The sequence below is a fragment of the Streptomyces aurantiogriseus genome (assembly GCF_014649375.1).
Lineage (GTDB): Bacteria > Actinomycetota > Actinomycetes > Streptomycetales > Streptomycetaceae > Streptomyces > Streptomyces aurantiogriseus.
The window spans coordinates 1-26,549 of record NZ_BMSX01000039.1 but is presented as its reverse complement, the minus strand read 5'-3'; the positions used below and the strand labels follow the sequence as shown (position 1 = coordinate 26,549).

The 26,549-nt window shown below is 71.0% G+C and carries 14 protein-coding genes; 8 read left to right on the top strand and 6 right to left on the bottom strand.

The window, feature by feature from the left end:
• Window positions 1-7: 7 nt before the first annotated feature.
• Window positions 8-3,526 carry an FG-GAP-like repeat-containing protein gene (locus tag IE263_RS44940; RefSeq protein ID WP_189943927.1) on the bottom strand — a complete coding sequence of 1,173 codons (3,519 nt, stop codon included), beginning with the start codon at window positions 3,524-3,526 and terminating at the stop codon, window positions 8-10.
• A 398-nt stretch (window positions 3,527-3,924) separates the two neighbouring features.
• On the opposite strand from IE263_RS44940, the gene IE263_RS44935 reads away from it, so the two are divergent.
• Together IE263_RS44935 and IE263_RS44930 are read left to right on the top strand one after the other, a co-directional pair.
• The gene (locus IE263_RS44935) at window positions 3,925-12,195 is read left to right on the top strand and encodes an RHS repeat-associated core domain-containing protein (RefSeq protein ID WP_189943926.1); all 8,271 of its coding nucleotides are present in this window, start codon (window positions 3,925-3,927) and stop codon (window positions 12,193-12,195) included.
• Between the two features lie 127 nt (window positions 12,196-12,322).
• On the top strand, window positions 12,323-13,096 hold the full coding sequence (locus IE263_RS44930) for a hypothetical protein (RefSeq protein ID WP_189943925.1): 774 nt from the start codon (window positions 12,323-12,325) through the stop codon (window positions 13,094-13,096).
• Between the two features lie 179 nt (window positions 13,097-13,275).
• Here IE263_RS44930 and IE263_RS44925 read toward each other — a convergent pair whose 3' ends face one another.
• On the bottom strand, window positions 13,276-13,485 hold the full coding sequence (locus tag IE263_RS44925; RefSeq protein WP_189943924.1) for a DUF397 domain-containing protein: 210 nt from the start codon (window positions 13,483-13,485) through the stop codon (window positions 13,276-13,278).
• A gap of 8 nt (window positions 13,486-13,493) precedes the next feature.
• Complete coding sequence (locus tag IE263_RS44920) at window positions 13,494-14,339, bottom strand: helix-turn-helix domain-containing protein (protein WP_189943923.1); 846 nt, start codon at window positions 14,337-14,339, stop codon at window positions 13,494-13,496.
• Window positions 14,340-14,520: 181 nt separating this feature from the next.
• Here IE263_RS44920 and IE263_RS44915 point away from each other — a divergent pair, with 181 nt between their 5' ends.
• The 4 genes from IE263_RS44915 (at window position 14,521) to IE263_RS44900 (ending at window position 21,039) form a co-directional block, all read left to right on the top strand.
• The gene (locus tag IE263_RS44915; RefSeq protein WP_189943922.1) at window positions 14,521-14,940 is read left to right on the top strand and encodes an ATP-binding protein; all 420 of its coding nucleotides are present in this window, start codon (window positions 14,521-14,523) and stop codon (window positions 14,938-14,940) included.
• Window positions 14,941-14,973: 33 nt separating this feature from the next.
• Entirely contained in the window at window positions 14,974-15,864 is an 891-nt protein-coding gene (locus tag IE263_RS44910; RefSeq protein ID WP_189943921.1) for a hypothetical protein, read from the top strand.
• A 218-nt stretch (window positions 15,865-16,082) separates the two neighbouring features.
• Entirely contained in the window at window positions 16,083-16,976 is an 894-nt protein-coding gene (locus IE263_RS44905) for a glycosyltransferase family 2 protein (protein ID WP_189943920.1), read from the top strand.
• A gap of 427 nt (window positions 16,977-17,403) precedes the next feature.
• Window positions 17,404-21,039, top strand: coding sequence for an AfsR/SARP family transcriptional regulator (locus IE263_RS44900; RefSeq protein WP_229911528.1), 3,636 nt, complete (start codon window positions 17,404-17,406; stop codon window positions 21,037-21,039).
• On the opposite strand, the gene IE263_RS44895 is transcribed toward IE263_RS44900, so the two are convergent.
• Together IE263_RS44895 and IE263_RS44890 are read right to left on the bottom strand one after the other, a co-directional pair.
• Window positions 21,040-22,728 (bottom strand): bifunctional 3'-5' exonuclease/DNA polymerase, encoded by a 1,689-nt coding sequence (locus IE263_RS44895; RefSeq protein WP_189943919.1) that lies wholly within the window; start codon window positions 22,726-22,728, stop codon window positions 21,040-21,042. It abuts the gene before it with no gap.
• A gap of 35 nt (window positions 22,729-22,763) precedes the next feature.
• Complete coding sequence (locus IE263_RS44890; RefSeq protein WP_189943918.1) at window positions 22,764-23,519, bottom strand: Clp protease N-terminal domain-containing protein; 756 nt, start codon at window positions 23,517-23,519, stop codon at window positions 22,764-22,766.
• 161 nt (window positions 23,520-23,680) lie between these two features.
• Between IE263_RS44890 and IE263_RS44885 the strand changes: the two genes are divergently transcribed.
• Window positions 23,681-23,962 (top strand): S41 family peptidase, encoded by a 282-nt coding sequence (locus IE263_RS44885; RefSeq protein ID WP_373312287.1) that lies wholly within the window; start codon window positions 23,681-23,683, stop codon window positions 23,960-23,962.
• Window positions 23,963-24,020: 58 nt separating this feature from the next.
• Window positions 24,021-25,130, top strand: a complete 1,110-nt coding sequence (locus IE263_RS44880; RefSeq protein WP_189943917.1) for a DUF2786 domain-containing protein — start codon at window positions 24,021-24,023, stop codon at window positions 25,128-25,130.
• Window positions 25,131-25,880: 750 nt separating this feature from the next.
• Here the strand turns inward: IE263_RS44880 and IE263_RS44875 are convergent.
• The gene (locus tag IE263_RS44875) at window positions 25,881-26,414 is read right to left on the bottom strand and encodes a DUF4232 domain-containing protein (RefSeq protein WP_189943916.1); all 534 of its coding nucleotides are present in this window, start codon (window positions 26,412-26,414) and stop codon (window positions 25,881-25,883) included.
• Window positions 26,415-26,549 lie beyond the last annotated feature (135 nt).

The window sequence follows — 26,549 nt, the reverse complement described above, 5'->3', positions numbered from 1 at the left end:
CCTCAGGTCAGCCCAGTTGCCTGACCGTGTCGTACCCGCTCGACCTGTGCGTGGTCGCCGAGCCGAGGCTGGTGGCGCCGCCCTCGTAGAGGAGGAGGGCTCCGGCCGTGTTGGTGGCCCAGATGTCGGGGATGCCGTCGCCGGTGGCGTCGGGCGTGCCGTAGAGCAGGGGGAAGGCGGCGCGGGTGAAGGTGGTGGAGACGTAGGTGTCGTCGCCGTCCAGGCTCCAGCCCGACTGGCCCAGGCTCTTGAGGACCGTGCCCTCGCCGTCGCTGTCGAGGATGCCCTTGCGCAGGATGATGTTGCCGCCCGCGGTGCGGTAGGTCATGTCGGCCGCGCCGTCGCCGTTGTAGTCGGCGATGGCCACGAAGTCCCGGTCGGCGTCGGCCCAGGAGGTGGTGGTCATCTGGGTGGCCTCGCTGAACGCCCCGCCGCTGTAGCCACTGAAGATCCACAGCTCGGCGCCGTTGACGCCGGCCGCCGCGAAGAGCTCGGGCTGGCCGTCACCGGTGATGTCACCCGCCGACTTGATCTCCGAGAAGGTGGAGGGGGCGGGCGCGTTGGCGGGCAGGCGCACCTCGACGCGCTTGCTGACGTCGATGGCGCCGTAGCCGTCGCCGGGGTAGATGAACAGGCGGCCGTCGGGGGTGCGGACGACCCAGTCGGTGACACCGTCGCCGGGGGCGAAGTCGCCGTTGTGGGTGACCAGGGAGTACGTGCTGGTGCCGTCCCAGATGTGCGGGGCGGTGTCGGCGTCCTTGATCAGGGTGCCCTTGTTGTGGGTGCCGAAGGCGCTGGACATCCAGGTCCCGTTCTGGGACACCGAGTCGATCCAGAGGTTGCCGGCGGCGGTGACGTGCGCGAAGTCGGCGGTGCCGTCGCCGTTCAGGTCGCCGGGGCCGTCCGGGATCGTGCGCGGCTTGACGTAGAAGAAGTACTTGCGTGCGTTGGGGGAGATGTTGCCCGCCGAGTCGACGGACTTGACGTACAGGGTGTTGGGGCCGGCGGCGGGTGGCTTGATGCCGGTGATGGTGGCCGTCTTGATGGGCGTGGTGCAGGCCTTGGTGAGACCGCCCGTGGTGCCCTGCGATCCGGCGCAGGCCCAGCCGGCGTAGCTGCTGGAGTTGATCGAGTAGACGAACTTCACGATGTCGGTCTCCGTGGTGGAGCCGACCGCGAAGGTGAAGCTGCCGCTGCCGCCGAAGGGACTGACGGACCAGACGTCGGGCTCGCTGTCCCCGTCGTCGTCACCGGGGAACTCCGTCGAGACGACCGGGGCGGGGGAGTCGGGCAGGTCGGTGTCGTAGGTGAAGCGGCACACGCCGTCACCGCCGGTGGGTGCCCAGCCGCTGCTGACCTTGGCGTCCCAGGCGCGCACCCGCCACGAGTAGGTGATGCCGTTGGTCAGGTACGACTTGATCGAGATGCCGCCGACCTCGCCGTCGTCCACGGCCTTGGTGAAGGTCTTCGTCGTGGTGTCGCCCTTGCCCGTCTGCCAGAGCTGGAACTCCAGCTTGGTGAGGTCGCTGTCCGGGTCGGTGGCCTTGCCGCTGATGGTGATGGTGTCGGCCTTGCCGACCTTGATGTACGGGGACGCGCTGGTGTCGCAGGAGCCGGGGCTCATGGTGACGGACGTCGGGGTGTTCGGCTTGCGGTTGTAGGTGATGCTCAGCGTCGGGGAGCCGCCGCCCTCGGCCTGGAACTTCTTCCAGGAGTAGGTGTCCGTCTCCAGGCTGCTGGAGGACGTCGTCGGCGCGGAGGTCGAAGTCGAGGCCACCAGACCGAGGTTGAAGCTGGTCCAGCCGTTGTCGGCGGCCTCCTGGGCCATCGAGGTGATGGTGAAGTTGACGTAGGCGTCGGGGCAGGAGCTGTTGGACTTCCAGCCGTACGCGAAGGACTTGGAGGTGATCTTCCGCTTCCAGCCGGGCTGGCGGTTCCAGGTGGTCTTGGAGTTGAAGCTGTCCGTGCGCCACAGCTGCACCGTGCGCTTGCTGCACGACCAGGAGTGGGTCTCGAGGACCTTCAGGGTGCTGCTGGAGACGTCCGCGCCCTTGATGGAGTTCTTCAGCTGCATGCGGAAGAACGAGCGGGCGGTGCCCCAGGTCTGGCTCTCGAAGCCGACGCGGGCTTCCTTGGTGTCCTCGTTGTAGTTGGCGCCGTCGTAGAAGCTGGAGTTGGGGTAACGCTTGTAGACCGTGGTCCAGTTGGCGCGGATGCCGGTCGTGGAGGGGTCGAGGAACAGCGGGTAGGTCAGGCCCTCGGTCTCCGCGAGGTAGTTGCCCGGCGGGGTGATGGTCAGCACGCCGTCCTGGAAGGCGGCGGCGGCCGTGGACGCGTGGGCGCCCTCGCCGGGGCCGTTCACGGCGGGCAGGGCGAGGGTGTCGGTGGCGGCGGCGGGCACGCCGTAGGCGGCGGGTTCGGCGCCCGGCTCCGTGGTCCGCGGCGCGTCCGGGTTCTCGCCTGGAACCTCGTCGGCCGGGATGTCGTCCGGGTTCTCGCGCGCCGGTCCCTCCTCCACGACCTCCGGGTCCTCGTTGGTGCCGGTCGCGGCTTCCGGGTCGGCCGCCGCGGCGTCCGTGTCGTGCGTGCCCGCGGAGTCCCACAGGAACGGCGTGGGGGAGACGGCGACCTCGTTGCCCGCGCTGTCCTTGGCCATCAGCACGTCGGTGGCGGGGTCGAGGGTGAAGGAGAGGGTGGGCGAGGTGACGCGGTAGCGCGGCGGGGCGGCGGCGAGCTTCGCGGCGGCCTCGGGCGTGTGCACGACCAGGACGTGGGTGTAGCCGGTGTCGCGTGCGGACAGCATCAGGTCCACGCCGGGCAGGACGCCCTCGTACAGCGCGCGGTTGTCCTCGACGACCGGCTCGGGCAGCGTGCCCGGCCAGTCCATCCGGATCTCGTTGCCGTCGGCGGTCATGGTCAGCAGCGGCGTCCAGGAGGCCGCGTCGTCGACCTGCTCGGCCGTGCCGCTCCGGCCGCCGGTGCGGAAGACGGCCGACTGGACGGTGCTGCCGGAGGTGCGCGCCGCTGCCTTGTCGGCCGGGGCACGGTCCGGGTCACCGGCCGCGAAGGTCACCGGGTAGGGGCTGTTGACGGTGCGCCAGCCCTTGCCGTTCCGCTTCAGCGTCGTGTCGATCGGCGCCCATTCTCCCTTGGCGTTCTTTGCGCGCAGGGGAGCAACGGATGACGTGTAGGTGAACGATCCGTCGGGGTTGGCGTACGTCGTGGAGAACTCGTCGGCGAGCGTGGCGACTTCGACCTTCTTGCCGCTCTTGCGCGCCCGGAGCTGGGCCTCGTCCTCGTCGACCGGCTGCGCGGCGCGCTTGGTCCTGGCGTCGGACGTGTCACTGCTGTCGTCCCGCAGGGACAGCACGGCGGCGCCGCCCGCCAGCACCGCCAGTGCGACGGCGGCGGCGAGGGCGCGCCGGACTCTGCGTCTGCCAGGGGGACTTGACTCGGAAGCCGGCACGGGTGATGTGGCGCCGGAGTCCGAGTCGCTCGCTCCGGTGGCGCTGTCGAGGTCGCTCACGGGCCCTTCTCCAACAGGCTGGGCCGCGGTGCGGCTGTGCCGCTGCGGCATGGCTCTTTCGGGGGTGCCCTCGGGCCTGGTGACAAGCCGTGATGAGCGCGCGACGCGCCGGATTGGGCGGTTGGAGTATGAACAGCTCCTCCCAGCCAGATCAACACCCTTCGCGTCGCCCGCCGTTGGTGATGTCCGCGCAAAGAGTCCTGGAAGGCTCCTGGCGTGATTTTTTGGCGATCTTTGTCTCGATTTGATCAGTGACATAGGTAACACGGATTCGGCGCATCTTGACGCCGATCTTCACGGTGCCTTTATTTCGTGCTCAGTCTGTAAGTCGTTGATCACCATGTGCCATCGGTCTGAACGTTTCTGATGGTTTATGACTCGGGAAGGGTCGATTGGCCGTGCGTGCGGTGCTGTCGTGGTCCGGCAGGGGTTCGCTGGCGAGAACGCCGCGGGAGCGCCTGATCCGTCGTAGAACCCGGGTCGGTCTGGTAGCCGGCCTGGTCCTTGCCCTCAATGTCACCCTCCTGCCCAGTGCGATGGCCTTCGGCCCCAGCGACCCCCGCACGGCGGTCGACCTCGCCGAACTGCAGGAGACCGACGCCGTCCCGGTCGACGCCGACAAGACCGACAAGCTCGAGGAGCTCGCCGGCGACGCCTCGACCGAGCCGGAGAAGGCGTACACACCGGCGGCGGTCGCCGAGGTGCCCGAGGCCACCGGCACCAAGGCCGTCGACAACCTCGCCGCGGGCAGCACGACCGAGGTCGCCAGGTCGGCCGACGGAGCTCTGAGCGTCGGCGTCGGCGCGCCGGACGGTGCGACGCCCGCGCAGGTCGACGCACTCGAAGGCCAGTGGTCCGTCGCCGCCGCCTCCGAGGACCAGGCCCTGGCCAACGGCGCCCAGGGCTTCATGCTCGCCGTCGACGCGCCGGACACCGCCACCGGAAACGCGGTCGTCTCCATCGACGCCACCAAGCTCGCGGAGACCTACAGCGCCCAGTGGCTGGACCGGCTCTCCTTCACCCTCATGCCGTCCTGCTACGCCACCACGCCCGAGCTGGAGGAGTGCTCCACGGGCATCCCGGTGACCACCGACGTCGAGCGCACGGGCGACACCGTCACCGTGCCGCTGGACGCCGGTGACTCCTCGGGCTCCGAGGCGGACCCCGGTGAGGACAGCGCCACCGACGAGGTCGCGCAGTCCACGGACACCACCGCGCAGGTCCCGGAGACCCTGGTCAACGTCACCCTGGACACCGCCGCCCTGCAGACGGTCTCCGCCGCTCCGTCCACCTCGACCACCAACCCCGCCGTGAACAGCGGAAACGACTCCACGGTGAGCTCCGCGGTGTGGCGCGGCGGCCGTGCCGCCGACGCCGTGCAGCAGATCGCCGACTCCTCCGGCGGCGGGCTGCTCGTCGGCAGCTCCTATGGCGCCGGCGCCGGCGGTGACTTCGGTGCCAGCCCGATCGTCTCGGCGGGTTCCTGGACGGCCGGCGGCTCCTCCGGCGCCTTCACGTACTCGTACACGATGGCCGCCCCGCAGATCCCGGCCGGCCCGGCGCCCAACGTCACCCTCAGCTACAACTCGCAGACCTCGGACGGACGTACGTCCTCCACCAACAACCAGGTCTCCTGGGTCGGCGAGGGCTGGGACTACAACCCCGGCTCCATCACCCGCACTTTCGTGGGCTGCGCCGCCGACACCGCCAACGCCAACAACAAGGACCACTTCACCGGCGACCAGTGCTGGGGTTCGTCCAACGCGGTGCTCTCCCTCAACGGGACCACCACCGAGCTGGTGCGCGACGACACCACCAAGGTGTGGAAGGGCGCCCGCGGCGAGAACATGCGGGTCGAGCTGCTGACCGAGGCCGACTACAAGGAGGTCATCGCCAAGGCCCTCGGCCAGCAGACCTCAGACATCACCCACAGCTCCAACAACGGTGACAACAACGGCGAGTTCTGGCGCGTCACCACCGACGACGGCAACCAGTACTTCTTCGGCCTCAACAGGCTGCCCGGCTGGTCGTCCGGCAAGGCCGAGACCAACTCGGTGCTGAACGTGCCGGTCGCCGGCAACCACGACAGCGACCCCTGCTACCAGACCAAGTTCGCGGACTCCTTCTGCAACCAGGGCTGGCGCTTCCAGCTCGACTACGTCGTGGACACCACCGGCAACGTGATGTCGCTGTGGTGGGAGAAGGAGAAGAACGCCTACGCGCGGAACATGAAGGAAGCCAGCGCGGTCTCCTACGACCGCGGCGGCTACCTCAGCCACATCGACTACGGCCAGCGCGTGGGCACCCTCTTCTCCGAAGAGCCGCTCGGCCGGATGAAGTTCACCGCCAAGGAGCGCTGCTTCGACGACCCCGCTCTCAACGTGGAGTGCTCGAACGCAAACTTCGACTCCAAGCAGTCCGACCGCACCCGGCCCTGGTTCGACACCCCCGCCGACCTGGCCTGCGCGACCGGCAAGAAGTGCACCACGTACGGCCCGACCTTCTGGTCGCGCAAGCGCCTGGCCTCGGTCGACGCGTGCACCCAGCGCGAGCAGGGCGTGCGGCTCACCGAGTACACCTCCGACGCCGACGGCAACGAGACCGGCCAGCGCAACGCCTGTGGTGTGGACGGCGACTCGGCCACCACGACGCTGCTGTCCAAGGTGGACTCCTGGGGTCTGAAGCAGTCCTTCCCCTGGAACCTGACGGGCGAGTACACCGCGCTCTGGCTGGAGGCCATCAGCCGTACCGGCTACGCGGTGGACGGTTCCACCTCCCGCCTCAACCCGGTCTCCTTCGGCCACAACGAGACGGCGCTGCCCAACCGCGTCAGGACCAGCTCCTCCGACACGAACCCGCTGTTCGCCCGGCTGCGCATCCAGGACGTCGTCTCCGAGTACGGCGGCCGCACCCACGTCGACTACAAGGCGCCCGAGGACAAGTGCCTCACCGGTGCCTCCCGTCCGGCCATCGACAAGAACCACTCCCTCTGCTACCCGGCGTACTGGCACGCCGACGGTGAGCTGGAGGACAAGCGCATCTCCTGGTTCCACAAGTACGTCGTCGAGAAGATCACCGAGTTCCCGCGTCTCGCCGACGCGCAGGACATCGTGACGACGTACAAGTACGAGACCTACGACGACGCCGTCGACGGCGCGCTGTGGGCCAAGAGCCAGTCGGAGTTCTCCCGTCCCAAGAAGCGCACCTGGGACGACTTCCGCGGCTTCCCGACCGTCATCACGACCACCGGCACCACGGACGCGGTGGGCGGCAGCGTCGCCTCCAAGTCGGTCACCCGCTACTTCCGCGGCATGAGCGACGACGTCCTCGCCGACGACACCCCGGGGACGGCGTCCGACGACGTCAAGCGCTCCGTCGTGACGAGCGACATCACCGGCGCGGAGCTCGGTACCGACCGCAAGGCCTACGCGGGCATGGTCGCCGAGTCGCTGACCTACCCCGACGCGAGCGCGGACACGACCACCGGCTGGATATCCCGCACGGTCAACTTCCCGGACCCGCCGGTCCGCCTGGCCACCCGCAACCGGACCGACGGCCCGGACGTGATCTCCGAGCGCGTCACCCTCGGCAAGACCTCGACCATCACCAAGGCCTCGGGCAAGGGCGCGGACGGATCGTCCCTGCGCACGGTGACCACGGAGACCGAGTACGACGCCACGTACGGTCTGCCGACCGTGGTCCGCGAGCACGGCGACGTGGCGGACACCAAGGACAACTCGTGCACGAGGACCTCGTACGTGCACAACACGTCGGGGACGAACCACCTCGTCGGCCTGGTCGCCCAGACCGTCACCACCACCGGCACCACCACCTGCTCCGCCGACCTGTCCAGCTCGACGGGCTCCACGCTGGTCAGCGCCTCGCGCATGTACTACGACGGCGCGACCTCGCACACCGCCACGCCCACCAAGGGCCTGGTGACCAGGACGGAGGCGCCGACCGGCGCCGGCACGGGCTGGGAGACGACCAACCCCGAGTCGCGCACCGAGTACGACTCGGTCGGCCGCGTCGTCAAGGTCACCGACCCGACGGGCGTGACCAACCTGACCAAGTACACGCCGGACACCGGCCAGGTCTACCGGATCGACACGGTCACCGGCAGCAAGGTCGTCGACGGTGTGGAGACCGGCTTCACCGAGATCACCACCCTGGAGCCCGGCCGCGGCACCACCATCAAGGCGACCGACGCCAACAACCGCGCCACGACGTACGAGTACGACCCGCTCGGCCGCGCCGTCGCCGCCTGGGACGCGACCCAGCCGACCACGGACGACCCGACCGTCAAGTACACGTACAACACGGACCCGCAGAAGCCGGTGGCCGTGATCGCGCAGTCGCTGTCGGAGAACCCGAGCGCCGCCACCGGCGACGGCGTGTACGAGAGCTCCACCACGATCTACGACGGCCTGGGCCGCGAACGGCAGAGCCAGACCCCGGCGGTCGACGGCGGCCGTCTGATCACCGACACCCTGCACAACGCCGCCGGCCAGGTGCGCTACACCCGCAACGCCTACTACATGGAGGGCGACCCGGACACCGAACTGGTCGTCCCCGCCTCCGAGTCGCTGGTCCCCAACGCCACCTCGTACACCTACGACGGCCTGGGCCGCGTGCTCACGGTCACGCCGGTGCACAGCTCCTTCGCGCAGACGGGCGAGACGTACTACAAGAGCGACGGGTCGGTGGCGCACGTCAGCACCGACCGCCGCACCCGCTACGAGTACGGCCTCGACTACACGGTCATCCGCCAGCCGAAGGGCACGCCCGCCTCCCGGGTGTGGACGGACGCGCTGGGCCGCACCACCCGCCAGGACACCTTCAGCGACACGTCGCTGACCGAAGCCGGCGCGATCAGCACCACCTACGCGTACGACCTGCGCGGCGACATGGTGACCAGCACCGACGATGTCGGCAACACGCGTACGTGGAAGTACGACGCGCTGGGCCGGGTCACGGACACAACCGATCCGGACGCGGGCGCCACGCACACCGAGTACGACGCGTTCGGCCGTGTTCTCTCGGCGACCGACCCCCGCGGCCAGACCGTCTCGTACACCTACGAGCGCCTGAACCGCGTCGAGCAGGTCAAGGTCACCCCGAAGGGCTCCACCACCGCCACCGTCGCCCAGACGTACGCGTACGACGGCGCGCCCGGCGGCAAGGGGCAGCTCGCCTCGGCGACCCGCTACACCGACGGCAAGCCGTACACCACCTCCATCGCCGGCTACACGGCCGACTACCAGCCCACGGCGATGACCACGGCCCTGCCCCCGGGCTCCACCGCGGGCCTGACCGCCGAAGGTTTCGCCACCCAGTACACCTACACGTACGACTACAACGACGACGGCCAGCTGGAGAAGTACACCGCCCCGGCGGCCGGCGGCCTCAGCGCCGAGGCCGTGATCACCCGGTACAACAAGGCCGGCCTGCCGACCTCGGTCTCCGGCCAGGACTGGTACACGTCCGAGGTCTCCTACTCGCCCTACGGCCAGGTGCTCCGCTCCACCGTGGGTGAGCAGGGCCACCGGCTGTGGCAGGAGAACACCTTCAACGAGTCGACCGGTGAGCTGCTGACCAGCAGGCTCATCCGGGAGGCCGCGACCCCGGACACGGCGGTCGTCCCCGGCAGCGAGGTGAGCAAGCGCTCCTACGCCTACGACCCGTCGGGCAACGTCCTGTCCGTCGCGGACCGCATGGGCACCACTACCGACCAGCAGTGCTTCAAGTACGACACGCTGGGCCAGCTGAAGGAGGCGTGGACGACGCCGGGCGGCGGCGCCTGCGTGGCCTCCGGCAAGACCACCGCCGAGCCGGTGTACTCCGACGGCAAGGTCAACGTCTCCTCCAACAACTCCGGTTACTGGCAGTCGTACGACTACGACGTCCTCGGCAACCGCACCAAGAAGACGGCGTACAAGGCCGACCCGACCTTCACGTCCGGGGTGCGCGACACCAAGGGCGACGTGGTCACCGACTACCAGTACGGCACCAGCGACACGGCGAAGAACGACCAGCCGCACACGCTGACCTCGTACACCACGACGTCGACCACCAAGACGGCGACGGGGTCGGACCTGACGGTCACGACGCGCTCGACGCAGACCTACAACAGCGCGGGCGACCTGGAGACCCGTTCCACCGGCGGTGACACGGCCCAGACCCTGACCTGGACGTGGGACGGCAAGGTCGAGTCCGTGACCGGCTTCGGCGCGGACGGCTCCGGGGCCTGGATCGGCACGGGCGACATGTGCCTGGACCTGGCCGGCGGCCTCACCACCGCGGGTACCCCCCTCCAGATCTGGTCCTGCAACGGCAGCAAGGCGCAGAACTTCCGCGTCCAGGCCGTCGACACCAACAACGACGGCACGGTCGAGGACGCCACGATCGGTCAGCTGATCGTCGGCGGGCAGTGCGCCCAGCCGAACGGCACCGCGGCCGCCTCGCCGGTCCTGATCCAGGCGTGTGACAACGTCGTGGCGGCGCAGCGCTGGCAGACCCTGAGCACCGGCCAGGTCAAGCATGTCTCGACGGGCCTGTGCCTGTCGGCCCCGGCGTCGACGATCGGCACGGACCTCACCCTGGCGGCCTGCAACTCGACCGTGGCGACCCAGCTGTGGAAGCCCGCCTCGAAGACGACCTACGTCTACGACGCCATGGGCAACCGCCTGCTGGAGCGCACCAGCGCGGGCGCGGTGCTGAACCTCCCCGACACCAAGGTCTCCCTGACCACCGCGGGCAAGCTCCGCTACGCCGAGCGCACCTACGCGGGCATCGGCGGCCCGGGCGTGACCCGTTACCGTGACGCGGCCAACAACACGGCCGGCTTCAGCGAGCACCTGTTCGCCCAGGCGACCGACCTCAACGGCACCCCGCTGGCGGAGGTCCGCCTCGACGGCGGCATGGCCGTGCGCGTGGCGAAGAAGGACCCGTGGGGCGAGGACCGTGCCGCGAACCTCGCTCCGCGCTCACACACCGGCTTCCACACGGGTGACGACGACGCCGAGACGGGTCTGACGCACCTGGGCGCCCGCGAGTACGACCCAGGGACAGGCCGCTTCATCTCGGCGGACCCGGTCCTGGACGACAGTGACCCGCTCCAGGCGAACGGCTACTCGTACGCCAACAACAACCCGGTGACGCACGCGGACCCGAGCGGTCTGACGTCCTCGGCATCCAGCTTCGACGCCTCGATCGCCGCGCTGGACGCCAAGATCGCCGAGTACCAGAAGACCCTGAACCGCTCCATCGGCGACGTGATCCTCGCGACCGGCTGGGCCGTGTTCAAGGAGTTCATCGGCTGGAACGACGTCGTCGGCTGCTTCTCCCAGGGCGACCTGTGGGCCTGCGGCAGCCTCCTGATGGACGCCATCCCGTGGACCGCCGTCTTCTCCAAGGGCAAGAAGATGTGGGGCGCCTTCAAGGCGACGCTGGGCGCGGTGAAGGCGTTCCGCGCGGCCAAGAAGGCCGCGGAGATCGGCATCAAGGCGGCGAAGGCCGCCAAGGCGGCCTTGATCAAGGCGAAGAAGGCCGCGGAGGCGGCGGCAGCCGAGGCCAAGCGCAAGGCACGCGCGGCAGCCAAGGCCGCGGCCGAGGCTGCCAAGAAGAAGGCCCATACCGGCTCCAAGGGCGCCAGAGGCAACTCCGTCCAGGTCAAGGCCCGCACCCAGGCCCAGTCCAAGGGCACGAAGGGCGGCGGCAAGGCCGAGAACAAGTCCGGCGGCTCGCGCAACGGGTCTGGCAAGGAGGACTCGAGCTCGGGCGGTGACGCCCCGAGCTGCAAGATCGGCAACAGCTTCACGCCGGACACCAAGGTCCTCATGGCCGACGGTTCGGCCAAGGCGATCAAGGACGTCAGGGTCGGCGACAAGGTCCTGGCGACCGACCCGAGGACGAACGAGACGAGGGTGGAGACGGTCACCGCCGAGATCCTCGGCAAGGGCGTCAAACACCTGGTCAAGGTCACAGTCGACACCGATGGCGACAAGGGCTCGAAGACCGCCGAGGTCACCGCGACCGACCGGCACCCCTTCTGGGTCGCCGAGCTCGACGCGTGGATCAACGCGACCGACCTGAAGCCGGGCGAGTGGCTGCGCACCAGCGCCGGCACGTACGTCCAGATCACGGCCGTCGAGCGATGGACCGCGCTGGACGCCACGGTCCACAACCTCACCGTCAGCAACCTCCACACGTACTACGTGGAGACGGGGACCACACCGGTCCTCGTCCACAACTGCCCCGAAGAGCCGCAGGCTGCCCGGGCGAGTGAGATCAACAACGCCGAACCGACCCAGGCGACCTTCGACGTCCACACGACCGCGGTCCTGGACGTCGACGTCCCCGGAGCCGGCGTCACGAGGCTCGTGGCAGGAAACGGCGAGCAGGGGCTTACGCCCGCGCAGATCACCGCTCTTGCGGATGACGAGGTCCACATCGACGCGGATATGGTGCCCGGCGATCTGCATGCCGAGCAGCGGGTAATCTTCGGCGCCATGCTTCTCAAGGCCAAACCGATCCAGGGCGGAGCCTCGCGCAATATCTGTCGCAGAATCTGTGGTGTGCTCATCTTCGCGAGTGGGGGAGCGCCGTTCGGGAAAGTCAAACCCGGCAACGGGAAGACGACCCACCGTGTCCGAAGTATGCGCTGGTAATCAAGGGCGCATCGAGAGAGACGGCCCACCAGGAGCCCCTGGTGGGCCGTCTCCGCTGTTGACTGATCGACGGGCTTCCAGTAGTGAGGACGTGCAACAATCTCAGCGATCGGAAATGGACTGACCCATGGGTGAAACCACTGGCCGGGCCGGCGTCGGCGCGCTCGCAGGCGTCCGCACCGGCGACATCGTGACTCTCAGGTGTTCTCCCCGTGAGGCTGTGGTCGCGGAGGCCTCTGCTCAATACGTGACGGTGCAGTGGCCGTGGAACGCGATCGACCCGAACTCATTGATGCAGTGGAACGGATTGCGTGACATTCCGCGCACACCGGAGGCGCCCGACTGGGATATCGAGCCGTTCCAGGTCGTTTCACCAAGTGACGCGATCGAGCGGCACGGTGTGTGTGAAGTCGGCATTCCCGAGACGGTCGCCTACGTGATCCATGTCGCCGAATTTCCGGAGCCACTCGACGTCGGCTGGCTGCCCCGGCCCCGCACCTATGTGTCGCTCATGGCCCACGGGGTCCCCGTCCCCCCATTCGCCGAGGAGATCGGTTTCACTCTGGACCCGGACGGGGACGAGCCGATCGAGTCGGAATTGATATACCGGCCCTACGCGTTCTTGGTGGACGGCGACGAAGTGGCCGACAGCGAAGGCCGTATGTGGAGATTCTCGGTGCCGTGGAACTGGACGGCGTTCGACGACAGCCCGGGCGAATATCCCGTGTGGCCGCTGCAGTTGATCTGGCGTGACGGAGGGCAGGACCCCCAGGCGGCGGAGGCGGTCGCCCGCGCGACGAGTTCCGGAGCCCACGGCGACGAGATCGCTCGGTGGCTGGCGCGCGCCGGTCTGGACGACGCGCCGCAGCTGCCGCCGTCCGTGTTGGCGGAGGACCTGTAGCGGCGTCGGCCTGAGCCTCTGCACAAGGTCGCCCGCGAACGGCCCACGCTCATCGTGGAGACGGGGAAGTTGAGGTTCCAGCTGATGCGACAGTCTTCGCCGGACGTCGTTCTGGGTCTCCGTGAGGGGACACTGGGCTGCCCGTTCTTCCCTCCGGACTTCTGGGAGCGTGCCCGAGTTCAGCCGATGGTCAGGGAAGAGGGAGGAGCAGCTGCCCGTATGCCGGCCAGGAGGTGGGCGAGGGCGGTGGGCGTGGTCGTGAGGACCGTGGTCGGGGTGTCGCTCTCGCGGAGGTGGAGGGTGGTCGGGGTGGAGGCGAGTTCGAGGCAGGCGTTGCCGTCTCCGCTGCCGGAGAAGGAGGACTTCTGCCAGTTGGCGGGGGTGTTCATCGTGCGCCTCACACTTCCTTCGACAGGGTGCGGATGAAGTCATGGGAACGCTCGGGGCTGAGCGACGCGGCTTCCATCCTATGGAAGAGCGTTCGAAAGCGACCGAGTTGAGCCTCGGAGTCGATGAAGGCCGTCCCGTGTGGCCCGTCGCGTACGACGGTGTCCAGCTTGGGGACCACGCCGCCCACGTACACCATCGCGCTGTCGGCGCCGGCGAAGCCGTCCAGGTCGAAGGGGATGACGCGCACGGTGACGTGGTCCCACTCGGAAAGGTCCAGAATGTGGGCGAGCTGGACACCTGCCGCTGCTCGGTCACCCACCCTGATGCGCAGTGCCGCCTCGTGGATCACGGCCGTGTACGGCATGGGTTTGTCCAGGATGACGCGCCGCGCCAACCGGTGCCGGACCCGCAAGTCCAGTTCGGGCGCTGGCAGTTCAGGCACCCGGTGTCCGAGGACTCGACGGGCGTAGGCCTCGGTCTGGAGGAGCCCGGGGATGTGCAGGAAGCTCACCTCCCAGTAGTAGGTTGCGTGATGCTCCAACTCGGAGAGGTCCAGGAACGCGGTGGGCAACTGACCCCGGAACTCCTCCCACCAGCCCCGCGTCCGCTCGGTCGCCATGGCTACCAGTGCGCCGGTCAACTCGAGGTCGTCACAGGCGTAATGGGAGACCAATCGACGCACGGTCTCCTCGCTCACGCCCGCGACACCGGACTCGATCTGGCTGAGTCGCCCCGCATCGGTCCCCAGTAGCGCTGCGGCTTCGCGGCCTTTCAGTCCCGCCGCCTCGCGGAGCTTGCGTAGTTCGGCGCCCAGACGCTCCTGACGAGCAGTCACCTGCGTTCTCCGAGCCACAGCTTCCTCCCTCATTCGTTCGTGGGCAGATTAGGGCAGCAGGTTGCGTCGGACCAAGCTTGGACCCTACCTTCAGTTACGCGACATACACGCTACGGAAGCGCACCGCCCCGTCCTGCCACAACGGCTGCGGCACTGCCACCGCGCGCCATCCCACCCACCCTCCACCTGGAGCTGACCCATGCTCGAAAACGACCCCACCCCCGACTCCTGGGAGTACTCCCTCTACATCCCCAACGACCCCAGAGCCGTCCCCGTCTCCCGCCGCACCCTGCGCCTGATCCTCACTCTCCACGGTCTGATCCACCTGGCCGACACCGCCGAGCTGCTGGCCTCGGAGCTGGTCTCCAACGCCGTACTGCACACCAAGGGCCCCGCCGGCCTCCGCGTCCGCTACCGCGACGGCATCCTGCGGATCGGCGCCTGGGACACGGACCCCGAACCCCCCGAGCCGCCGGGCGAGTCCGAGGAACTCGCCGACGCCGAGAACGGCCGCGGCTTCGCCCTCGTACGCGCCTGCGCCGACGTATGGGGCTGGCAGCCGCTGTCCCGGCTCGGGCACCGCGGCAAGCTCGTGTGGTGCGACCTTCCCGCGGCGTAGCTCGTTGATCACGTCGGACAGAAAGGAGAGCCGATGGTCGGCTCGTCGCACGAGGCGCTGCACCGGATCTTCCAGAAGGACCCCGCGCTGCTCACCCGGACGCTCCAGCAGGTGTTACACGTTCCCTTCCCCGAGCCGTACGACTTTGCCGGCATGAACGTCGACCTCACCGAGATCGAGCCCATCGAACGGCGCGTGGACACGCTGCTGCGGGCCGAGACCCGCGAGGGCAGCTACCTCCTGGTGGTGGAGTCGCAGGGCAAGCCGGACGACCGCAAGCGTGGCAGTTGGCCGTACTACCTCGGCTACCTGCGTGAGAAGTACCGCTGTGAGCCGGTCCTGATCGTCGTCACACAGAGCCGTGCCACGGCCCGCTGGGCGGCGGAGCCGATTCATGTCGGAGTCCCAGCGCGGCCGTCGATGACGGTGTGGCCGTTCGTCCTCGGCCCGGACAACGTGCCCGTGATCGCCACCGAGCGGGAGGCCAAGCAGGATCCACCCCTCGCGGCACTCTCGGCCATGACGCACGGCCGTGGACGGCAGGCCCCGGCGATACTGGAATCGCTGGAAGCCGCCCTGCGGACCATCGACCGCGACAGTGCCGCGGTTCTCGCGCAGTTCGTCGACTCGTGCCTGGCAGACCCCCAGGCCCGGCAGATGTGGAGGGACATGATGACGGCGATGCAGTACTTCTGGCGACACCCGCTCGCCGAGGAGGTGCGTGAAGAAGGCCGGGAAGAAGGCCGGATCGAAGACCGCGCCGAGATGACCCTCCGCATCCTGGAGCTGCGCGGCATCCCCGTGCCGGACGCCGTCCGCGAGCGTGTCGAGTCCTGCACCGACCTCGAGAAGCTCACCGTCTGGTCCGAGCGCGCCGTGCACGCCGCCACCGCGGAAGACCTCTTCGACGGCGAACGCCCCTGACGCCGCCGCCCGCGTCCGGTGCTCGGCCGACCGCCGAAGCAGCTCCACTCAGCCGAGCACCCGCACCGGCGCCCCCTGCACCGCAGGGAGAACCGGCATAAAAGGGAAGCAAAATGAGTAGGGGTCAGAGCAACGTCCCCACCTGAGGCAACATCTAGGTGAACGACGGGCCCCGCACGGGACGCGGTCGCCGTCGCGGGCCGGACGGAGTGTGGGACGTGGTGGAGCCGAGGATCGCCGTTGCCGTGGTGACGATGGGCAACCGGCCCGCCGAGGTGGACGCCCTGCTGGAGTCCGTGGCCAAGCAGGACGTCGCGCCCGCGCGCATCGTGATCGTCGGCAACTGCTGCCGACTGCACGAGTTCGCCCACCGGCTCTCCCTGCCCGGCGAGGTCACCGTCATCGAGACCGACGAGAACCTCGGCTGCCCCGGCGGCCGCAACGTCGCCCTCGCCCGCCTCCGTGAGTACGGCGACGTCGACGTCGTCGTCGAACTGGACGACGACGGGCTGCTCGTCGACCCCGACGTCCTGCGCCGCGTCCGCGACCTGTACGCCGCCGACCCCCGCCTCGGCATAGTCGGCTTCCGCATCGCCGACGAGAACGGCGAGACCCAGCGGCGGCACGTGCCCAGGGTCGGCGCGTCCGACCCGATGCAGGGCGGATACGTGACCGGGTTCCTCGGCGGCGGCCACGCCCTGCGCATGACGATGCTCGACGAGACCGGCGACTGGCCCGCCGAGTTCTTCTTCGCACACGAGGAGACCGACCTCGCCTGGCGCGCGACGGACGCCGGCTGGCGGATCCTCTACGCGCCCGAACTGCTCCTCCAGCACCCGAAGACCTCGCCCGCCCGGCACGCCATCTACCACCGCGTCACCGCCCGCAACCGGGTCTGGCTGGTCCGGCGCAACCTCCCGCTGCCGCTCATCCCGGTGCACCTGGGCGTGTGGATCCTCGTCACGCTCCTGCGGACGCGCTCGCTCGGCGGTCTGAAGGCCTGGTTCGGCGGATTCGCGGAGGGGCTGCGCGAGCCGGCCGGCGCACGACGGCCCATGCGCTGGCGAACGGTGTGGCGCCTGACCCGGCTGGGCAGGCCCCCGATCATCTGACGCCCTGAACGCGGGGCACCCTTCGGTCACGCCCGGTCCCGGAATCGGGCGCGAGCCCCGGTCGGTCACCTCTGCCGACCGGGGCCCACACGCGCCCCGGATCCGGCCACGGCGGCGACACTCCCCCGAGTATCGCGTTCAACGCGCGCACCGTCGGGCCGGCTCCGATGTTGTGATCACATCAGGCCGCACCAACGAATCGCTAACATGTGGCCAACGGTTCTCCGCGTTGTCGCTGGTCGTCTGGCCTGAAGTCGCCGGACGGCCACGGGAAGAGGCCGGAACGGCGGCCGATCCCGGCGGTGGACCGGCAGTGACGAGGTGGCGGAATACCGCCGTGCGGGGGCGGAAATCCGCCAACGGCGCGATACGGCGCGACACGGCGCGACACGGCGCGACACGGCGCGGAAGGACGAAGGTCGGCGTGATGCAGCGGTACGAGCTGCGGTTCGGACTGCTGGGCCCACCGGTCCTGTACGACGCCGACACCGCCCCCGCCCCCCACCCCGACCGCGGCCTCGACACCGCCCCGTATCGGGACACGTACGCCTCCGACGTCCCGTCCGGCGTTCCGTCCGACATTCCGCTGGGCGGCGTTCCCCTCCCGGCCGCTCCTCTCCCCGGCGCTCCTCTCCCGGCCGCTTCCCTCCCGGCCGCCCTGCCCATCCGCAGCCCCAAAGTGCGCGCCCTGCTGGCCGCGCTGTTGCTCGACGCCGGCCGGATCGTGCCGGTCGAGTCGCTCAAGGAGGTGCTGTGGGGTGGCGCACCGCCGGCGTCCGCGCAGGCCTCGCTGCACAACCACGTCACCCGGCTGCGCCGGCTGCTCGACGACCCGCGGCGGCTGCGGGCTGTGCCGCCCGGCTACCAACTGCGGGTCGAACACGGCGAACTCGACGTCCATGTCTTTGAACGCCACGTCGCCGCGGCCCGCGGCGCACACGCCGCCCGCAACTGGGAACGCGTCATCCGCGAGTGCGCGGCCGCCCTCGCCCTGTGGCGGGACACCCCGCTCACCGGCCTCCCCGCCGAACTCGGCGGCTACGCCTTCATCCGACGCCTGAACGAGGCCCGCCTGCTCCTCCTGGAGTGGCGCTACGACGCCGAACTGGCCCTCGGCGGCACCCGCCTGGACCGCCTTGTCCCCGAACTGACGGCCCTGACCGCCGAACACCCACTCCGCGAGGCCTACCACCGCCAGCTCATGCTCGCCCTCCACCACACCGACCGCCAGGCCGAGGCCCTCGCCGTCCACCGCGACCTGCGCACCCGCCTCATCGACCAACTCGGCATCGAACCGGGCCCGGGAGTACGGGAGGCCCACGTGGAGGTGCTGCGCGGGGCGGCGGCGGGGGAGGGGGCCTCCACAACCGAGGGCGGCTCGGCACCCACCGAACCCCGCCTCGCCCCGGGCCCCGCGTCCCCGCCCCCTGCCTGCGGCGCCGACTCGGGGGTCGCCCGCGGGCTTGTATCCGGCGGCTCAGGGGTGGCCCTCGGGCGTGCTTACGCCGCCGACTCCGCAGCCACGCCCGTGCCTGCTTCCGGCGCCTCCGGGGCCGCCTCCGGGCCCGCTTCCGGTGCCGACTCGCGGGCTGCCTGCAGCCCTGCCTCCGGCGCCGACTCGGGGGTTGCCCCCGGTCCTGGCTCCGGGTCCCCTTCCAGGCCTGCCCTCGGGTCCGGCGCGCGGCCTGTCTCCGGGGCCGACTCGGGGGTTGCCCCAGGTTCCGATTCCGGGGTTGCCGCCGGGGGCCACCCCACCCCGGCCGCCGACACCACCCCCGTCGGCCCCGAGACCACCCCGGCCGCCGACACCACCCCCGTCGGCCCCGAGACCACCCCGGCCGCCGACACCACCCCCGTCGGCCCCGAGGCCACCCCGGCCGCACCCCCGCCCACTCCCCGCCCCGCCCAGCTCCCCCCGCCCCCTGCCCACTTCACCGGCCGTACCGAAACCCTCCGCCGACTCCACCGCACCCTCGCCGCCGAGCCGCCGGCAGGCCCCCTCGTCATCAGCGGTACGGCCGGCGTGGGCAAGAGCGCCCTCGCGCTGCACGTCGCCCACCAGCTGAGGGAACGTTTCAGCGATGGTCAGCTCTACATCAACCTGCACGGCGCCACCCCCGGTATGACCCCCCTCACCGCCGGCCAGGCCCTCGCCGCTCTTCTGCGCGACCTCGGCACGGACCCCCGCCGCATCCCCGAACACCCGGACGCGGCGGCCGCGTTGCTGCGCACCCTGCTCGCGCCGACCCGCACGCTGCTGGTGCTGGACGACGCCGCCCACGCGGCCCAGGTGCGTCCGCTGCTGCCGGCCGGGCCGGGCTGCGCGGTGATCGTCACCAGCCGTTCCCCGCTCACCGCCCTCGACGGCGCCCACCGCTTCCCGCTCGCGCCGCTCTCCGACGAGGACAGCGCGGCCCTGCTGCGCGCAGTGTCCGGACGGGACGGTCTCGGCCCGGGCCACGCCCTCGTCGGCCTCGCCGGACGCCTCCCGCTCGCCCTGCGCGTCGTCGCCGCCCGCCTCGCCGCCCGCCACGCCCTCACCCCGGACGTCCTGGCATCCCAACTCGCCGCCGCCGAGAGCCGTTTGCACCACCTGGAGTACGACGACCTGAGCGTCCGCCGCTCCCTCGCCGTCGCGCACGACGCCCTCGCCGCCTCCTACCGTGAGGCCGACCGCGACGCCGCCGTCGCGCTGCGCCGCATCGGCACCCTCGACCTGCCCGCCTATGGCGCCCCGCTGCTCGCCCGGCTCACCGGCACCGACGTGCGCCGCGCCGAGGCCGCCCTCGACCGCCTCGTCGACGTGGCCCTCCTGGAGGAGACGGCGTACGGCCGCTACACCCCGCACGATCTCGTACGGGACTTCGCCCACGAGCTCGCGGAGGCCGACGGCGCCGCCGACACCCCCTCGAACGCCCTGCGCTGGTACGCCGCCGTAGCCGAACGCGCCCTGACCGCCATCGTCGAACCCGGCCTCGACCAGGACGACCGCCGTCGGCCGACCACCGCCCAGCCGCCCGCCCACGCGGCCCGCGTGACGGACGTACCGCCCTTCGCCGGCCCCGCGGAGGCCTTCGCCTGGGGCGACACGGAGCTGGAGAACATCGTCGCCCTCGTGGAGAGCACGGCAGGCGAGACGAGGGAGGCGGCAGGGACAGGCGGTACCGGGGACGGCGACGACCCCCTCGTCTCCACCCTGCTCCGCCTCCTCTTCCCCTACCTCCAGCGCAGCGGCCGTGTCGCCGAGATGGAGGTGCTCGGCCGGACCGCCCTGCGGGTGGCGCGCCGGCTCGGTGACGAGGCGGCCGAGGCGTACGCGCTGGGCGACCTCGCCGGCCTGCACTTCCTGACCGGCCGCCAGAACGACGCCCTCGCCCTCAACGACGGGGCGCTGACGATCTGGCGGCGGCTCGACCGGCTGTCCTGGATCCGGCGCTGCCTGAACAACCGTGGCCTGCTGCTGGAGAGCCTCGGCCGGTACGAGGAGTCCGGCCGGGCGCTGCGGCAGAGCCTGGAGTACTCCCGCCAGCTCGACGACCCGCACGGCGAGGCCGTGACGTACAGCCACCTCGGCAATCTGTACGAGCACACAGACCCACGCGCCGCCATCGAGCAGCACCGGCGCTCGCTCGCGCTCGGGGAGGAGATCGGCGCCGTCCTCGTCCAGCACTCGGCGCACTGCAACATCGGCTACGCCCACCTCACCCTCGGCGAACCGGCCGCCGCCCTCCCGCACTTCGAGGAGAGCCTGCGCATCCTCGGCGGCCACGGCGACTGGCACGGCGAGTCCCAGACCCGGCTCGGTCTGGTCCGCGCCCTGCGGCTGCTGGGCCGCACCGACCACGCCGCCCGCGAGTGCGCCGAACTGCTGCGCCGCGCCGACGCCCGCGCCGACCCCTACATGGGGGGACTGGCCCGGCACCAGCAGGGTCTCCTGCTGAGGGAGCGGGGCCGCCCGGAGCGGGCGCGGGAGGAGTGGCGGCAGGCGCTGGCCGCGCTGGACGGCACGGACGAGAAGGCGGTCGCACGCGAGCTCAGGGAGCTGCTCACCGAGGGCAGTTGATCACTTGGCGTCCGCATAGCACTCCACCACCGCCGTCGTGAACGGAAACCGCACCGGCGTCTCGCCGAACGTCAGCCGTCCGGCCAGGTCCGCCGCCTCCCGGATCGCGGCGACGACCGCCTCGGCCTCCTCCTGCGGGCAGTGCACGATCACCTCGTCGTGCTGGAAGAAGACCAGCTCGGCCGCCATGTCCGCGCAGGTGCGCCGCAGCGCGGCGAGCAGCAGCAGGGCCCAGTCGGCGGCGCTGCCCTGGACGACGAAGTTACGGGCGAAGCGGCCGCGCGCGCGGGCGTTGGTCGAGGCGTAGCCCGGTGTCCACCCCTCCTCGGCGGGCTGCTCGGCCGGGTCGTCCTGGGGGATGCCCGCCTCCTCGCCGGAGGTGTCCGTCCCGGCCGCCGGGGGACAGGTGCGCCCCAGCCACGTCCGCACCAGCCGCCCCTCCTCACCCGCCCGCGCCGCCTCGTCGACGTAGGCCACCGCCTTGGGGAAGCGGCGTCTGAGGGCGGCGAGGTTCTTCAGGCCGTCGCCGGAGGTCTGGCCGTAGACCGCGCCGAGCACGGCGAGTTTGGCCTGGGCGCGGTCACCGGAGAAGGCGCGGTCGGAGACGGACTGGTAGAGGTCGGTTTCCCGACCGGCCACCTCCATCAGTCCGGGATCCCGGGAGATCGCCGCGAGCACGCGCGGCTCCATCTGGTCGGCGTCGGCGACGACGAGCCGCCAGCCCGGGTCGGCGACCACCGCCCGCCGGATGACCTTGGGGATCTGCAGTGCGCCCCCGCCGTTGGTCACCCAGCGCCCGGTGACCGTCCCGCCCGCGAGGAACTCGGGCCTGAACCGCCCGTCCCGCACCCAGTCCTGCAGCCAGGACCACCCGTGGGCCACCCAGATGCGGTACAGCTTCTTGTACTCGACCAGCGGCTTCACGGCCGGATGGTCGATCGACTCGATCTCCCAGCGCCGCGTGGACCTGATCCTGATCCCGGCCTGCGCGAAGGCCTTGATGACGTCGGCGGGCAGATCGGGCCGCACCCGCCGCCCGAACGCGGCGGACACCTCGTCGGCGAGCTCGGCCAGCCGCCGGGGCTCGCCCCCGCCCGCGTACCGCTCGCCGAGCAGATCGTGCAGCACCGCGCGGTGGACTTCCGCACTCCATGGCAGCCCGGCCCGGTTCATCTCGGCGGCCACCAGCATCCCCGCCGACTCGGCCGCCGTCAGCAGCCGCATCCGCTCCGGATGCTCCGCCCGGTCGTGCCGTCGCTGCTGTTCGGCGTACACGGCGAGGAGGTCGGCGAGCGGCGGCCCGGCGTCCTCCGGCTCGAACAGCGGAGACTGCGCGCCGGGGGCGGCGGAGCGCTGCGGCGGGTCCGGCGGTACGGGCCCGCCGCGCAGCCGGGCCAGCGCGGCGGCGGCCGAACGGGGTTCGCCGTGCCGCCCCTCGTGGCCCAGGAGGAGCGTCTCGGCGTCCTCGACGTCGTAGCACCGCTCGACTCGCACCCCCGCGGCGAGCAGACGCGGATACACCTCGGCCGTGGAACGCCAGATCCACCGCCTGACACCGGGCCGCCTCCGCACGGCCGCCACCAGATCCGCCTCCCGCACCACCGGCCCCACGGGCAGCCCGTCCGGACCGAGGGCGGCGAGCTCCACACCACCACCCTCGGCCGGAGCGAGCACCCACCGATCGGCCATGCTGCGAGTGTGACAGGGGGGTCTGACAACGGCCCTCAGCCGTTGTCCTCCCCCTGCTCCTGCTGCTGCTCCCGCGCCTTCAGTACCTGGGCCAGAACCTTCTCGACGTACCGCTCCACCCCGGCCTTCTCGACGCCGAGCCCGCTCAGTACGCCCTTGCCGTGCTCGAACTCCAGGAGGGCCAGGAGGATGTGCTCGGTGCCGATGTAGTTGTGGCCGAGGCGGAGCGCCTCGCGGAAGGTGAGTTCCAGGACCTTCTTGGCGTCGGAGCCGTAGGGGATGAGCTCGCGCACCTCGTCGGCGGCGGGCGGCAGTGCGGCCGTTGCGGCCTCGCGCACCGCGTCCGCGGAGGCGCCCTGCTCGGCGAGGGCCTTCGCCGCGATGCCCTCGGGCTCGGCGAGCAGGCCGAGGACCAGGTGGACGGGCTGGCCCTCGGCGCTGCGGGCGGACCTGGCCTCGTTGTGGGCGGCCATGACCACGCTCCGCGCGCGCGGGGTGTACCGGCTGAAGCCCTGGCTCGGGTCGAGGTCGGCCGACTCCTTCGGCACGAACCTCTTCTGCGCGGCCTGCCGGGTCACGCCCATGCTCCTGCCGATGTCCGTCCAGGAGGCCCCCGAGCGACGGGCCTGGTCGACGAAGTGGCCGATCAGGTGGTCGGCCACGTCACCCAGGTGCTCGGCCGCGATGACCGCGTCCTGGAGCTGGTCGAGGGGTTCCGGGTGGACCTTCTTGATGGCGTCGATGAGGTCGTCGAGGCGGATGGATGCCGTGGGTTCCTGTCGTGAGGTCATGTGTCAACCGTAGGTTGACACCCTGGGGTCGTCAACCCCGGGTTGACGCCAGGTCTCTCGCGCCGACACCCTGATCCTCGACCTGCGCGCCAACCGCGGCGGTGACCCCGAGACCGTCTCCTTCGTCTGCAGCTACCTGCTGGACGAGCGCACCCACGCCGGTGTACGTCCTCACCGGCCCCGACACCTTCTCCGGCGCCGAGGAACTGGCCTACAACCTCCAGCAGCTCGGTCGTGCGGTGATCGTCGGTGAGGCCACCCGCGGCGGCGCCCACCCGCGCGAGGGCTGGACGGTCCACCCGCACCTGGAGGTCACCATCCCGGTCGCCCGCTCCGTCAACCCGGTCTCCGGCACCAACTGGGAGGGCACCGGCGTCCGCCCGGACGTCCCGTGCCCGGCCCCGGAGGCCCTGAACAAGGCGCTGTCCCTGATACAGCCCTGAGGGGCACAGCCCTGACGCGGGCACCAAGAGCGCCACGCGCGCGTGACACCATCACGGGATGAGCAGTACGCCCACGACCGTCGACCGCGCCTTCCGGACCGCCCTCCACGCATCCGACGACACCGCCCTCGACACGGGGGCTTCCCTCCTCGCCGCCGACCCGGCGGCGGACGCCGAGCTCGCCCGGCGCGGCGAGGAGTTCGTGGCGGCGGCCTGGCGGCGCGGCTGGCAGCCCGCGGACGTCGTACGGCTCGTACGGCGCGACCTGGACGAGGTCCACGTACGCCTGCTCGCGTCCCTGATCCGCGCACAGGCCCGCCAGGACCGCCCCCGCGGCCGGCGCTGGAGCGCCCAACTGGAGGAGCTCACCGCGGAGTTGCCACCCCGCACCGACCGCTTCTCCCAGGCCACCACCACCCTGGAGCTCTACCGCCTGCTCCTGCGCCTGCCCGCCCTGGAACCCCTCCAGGAACCGCAGCCGGGCCGGCACTCCCACTCCGGCTCCCGCATGCTCACCCGTATCCGCGCGCTGCTCGCCAAGGCGGAGGCGACCGGGTATCCGGAGGAGGCGGAGGCGCTCACCGCGAAGGCACAGGAGCTGATGGCCCGGCACAGCGTCGACGAGGCCCTGCTCGACGCCCAGGCCCCGGCCCCGGACGCCCCCGGCGCCTGCCGCATCGGCGTGGAGCCGCCGTACGAGCAGGCCAAGGCGGTCCTGCTGGACGCGGTCGCCGACGCCAACCACTGCCGGGCGGTGTGGAACGAGGCCTTCTGCTTCTCCACGGTCGTCGGCTTCGAGGCCGACCTGGAAGTGGTGGAACTGCTGTACACCTCACTGCTGGTGCAGGCCCAGTCGGCGATGACGACGGCGGAGGCGGCCCAGCGGTCCGCCGGCCGCAAACGCACCAAGACCTTCCGCCAGTCCTTCCTGGCGGCCTACGCCCACCGCATGGGCACCCGCCTGACCACCGCCGCCGAAACCCAGCTCACCGACGACCTGCTTCCGGTCCTCGCCACCCGCGAGGTGGCGGTCACGGCGGCCACGGACCGTATGTTCCCCCAGACGGTCACCACCCGCCTGCGCGGCATCACCGACGAGGCGGGCTGGACAGAGGGCGCGGAGGCCGCGGACCGGGCCCGGATGGATTCCAGACCACGCCTGCCTTGACACCACCGGTCCTGGCCGCGCAGCGACGGTGCCGACTGCCCGGACGGTCCACCGGTCCTTGCCGCGTACGGATAGCCGACCGCCCTGGCGTCACCGGTCCCCGCCGCGTACGGATAGCCGACCGCCCTGGCGTCACGGGTCCTCGCCGCTCACGGACGGCCGCCTGCTCTGGCACCACTGGTCCCCGCCGCACAGGGGCGGTGCCGACCGCCCGGACGGCCCGCCCTGCCCCGACGCCTGCTCGGGCACCCCGACCCTGTCCGACGTCTCCGGGCTCGTCGAGCGCGACCCGGTGTCTACGAGGCATCCGGCCGCCTCCGAGGCACCTGAGCGGCCCCGACACTTCGCCGGACTCGCCTGGTGTCCCTGACGCGCGCGGTCTTGCCCGGCGCACCCGCACGTGTCTGCCGGTGCGGGCCGACCCGGTGTCACTCGGCGTCACCGGGCCCGTCCGGCCCTGGCCGAGATACCCGGCGCGGCGGCCCGTCCCGGGCGCCCAGGCTCGTCCGGCGAACCCGCCCCCTGACCCCCTCGGCTCTTCCCCCGCGACGGAGCGTCCCGACGTACCGGGGCCAGCCCGACGTACCGGGGCCGGTCCGATGCGCCGGACCGGTCCGACGTACCGGGACCGATCCGGCGTACCGGGGTCGGCTCGACGTTCCGGGGTCGGCTCGACGTACCGGGGCCGGTCCGACGTACCGGAGCGGCCGACGTACCGGAGCCCGCCCAACGCGTCGAACCCCGCCCGCCTCAGTCCCCGGCCTGCTGGAAGCCGCTCACCGAAGCGTCCGGCGTGTCCTCGCCCTTCAGTGCGATCGCGCCGTACGACCAGTCGAAGCTCTGGTCCGCCGAGCCCCCCGGCAGCCCGTACTTGACCTTCTTCACCGCGAGGCTCTGCTCGCCGCCCTCCTCGCCACGCACGTAGGTCAGGGTGAAGGAGGAGGTGGCCTGTTCCGCGAGGGTCAGCTTCTGGGGGGCGGCGGCCTCGTCCTCGGGGACGGCGACGGTGGTGCCGTCGGCTTCGAGCTCGACCTTGGGGAAGCCCTCCAGGGTGCACTCGGCGCCGTTGTTGGTGATGGTGACGGTGACGTTGCCGGTGTCCCCGGCGGCGGGGGCGGCGTTGACCGCGCCGACCTCCATGCCCAGGTCACCGGCGGCGCAGGCGGAGCCGGAGGCGGCCTTGCTCTTCTCGCCGCCGGAGGAGCTGTTGTCGTCCCCGCCGCCGCAGGCGGTGAGGAGGAACGCGGCGGCGAGGGCGGAGACGGTGATCGGAACGGCGCGCATGAGTAGGTCCCTTGGATGACGTGACGGTGCTCGAAGGATCATCACGCACGAGCGGCCGGAATCGTTGCGCGCCCCCGGCTTAGAGGTCCTAACAAAGGCGTTGGACATGGCGGTGGGTGATCAGGCAGACGGCGA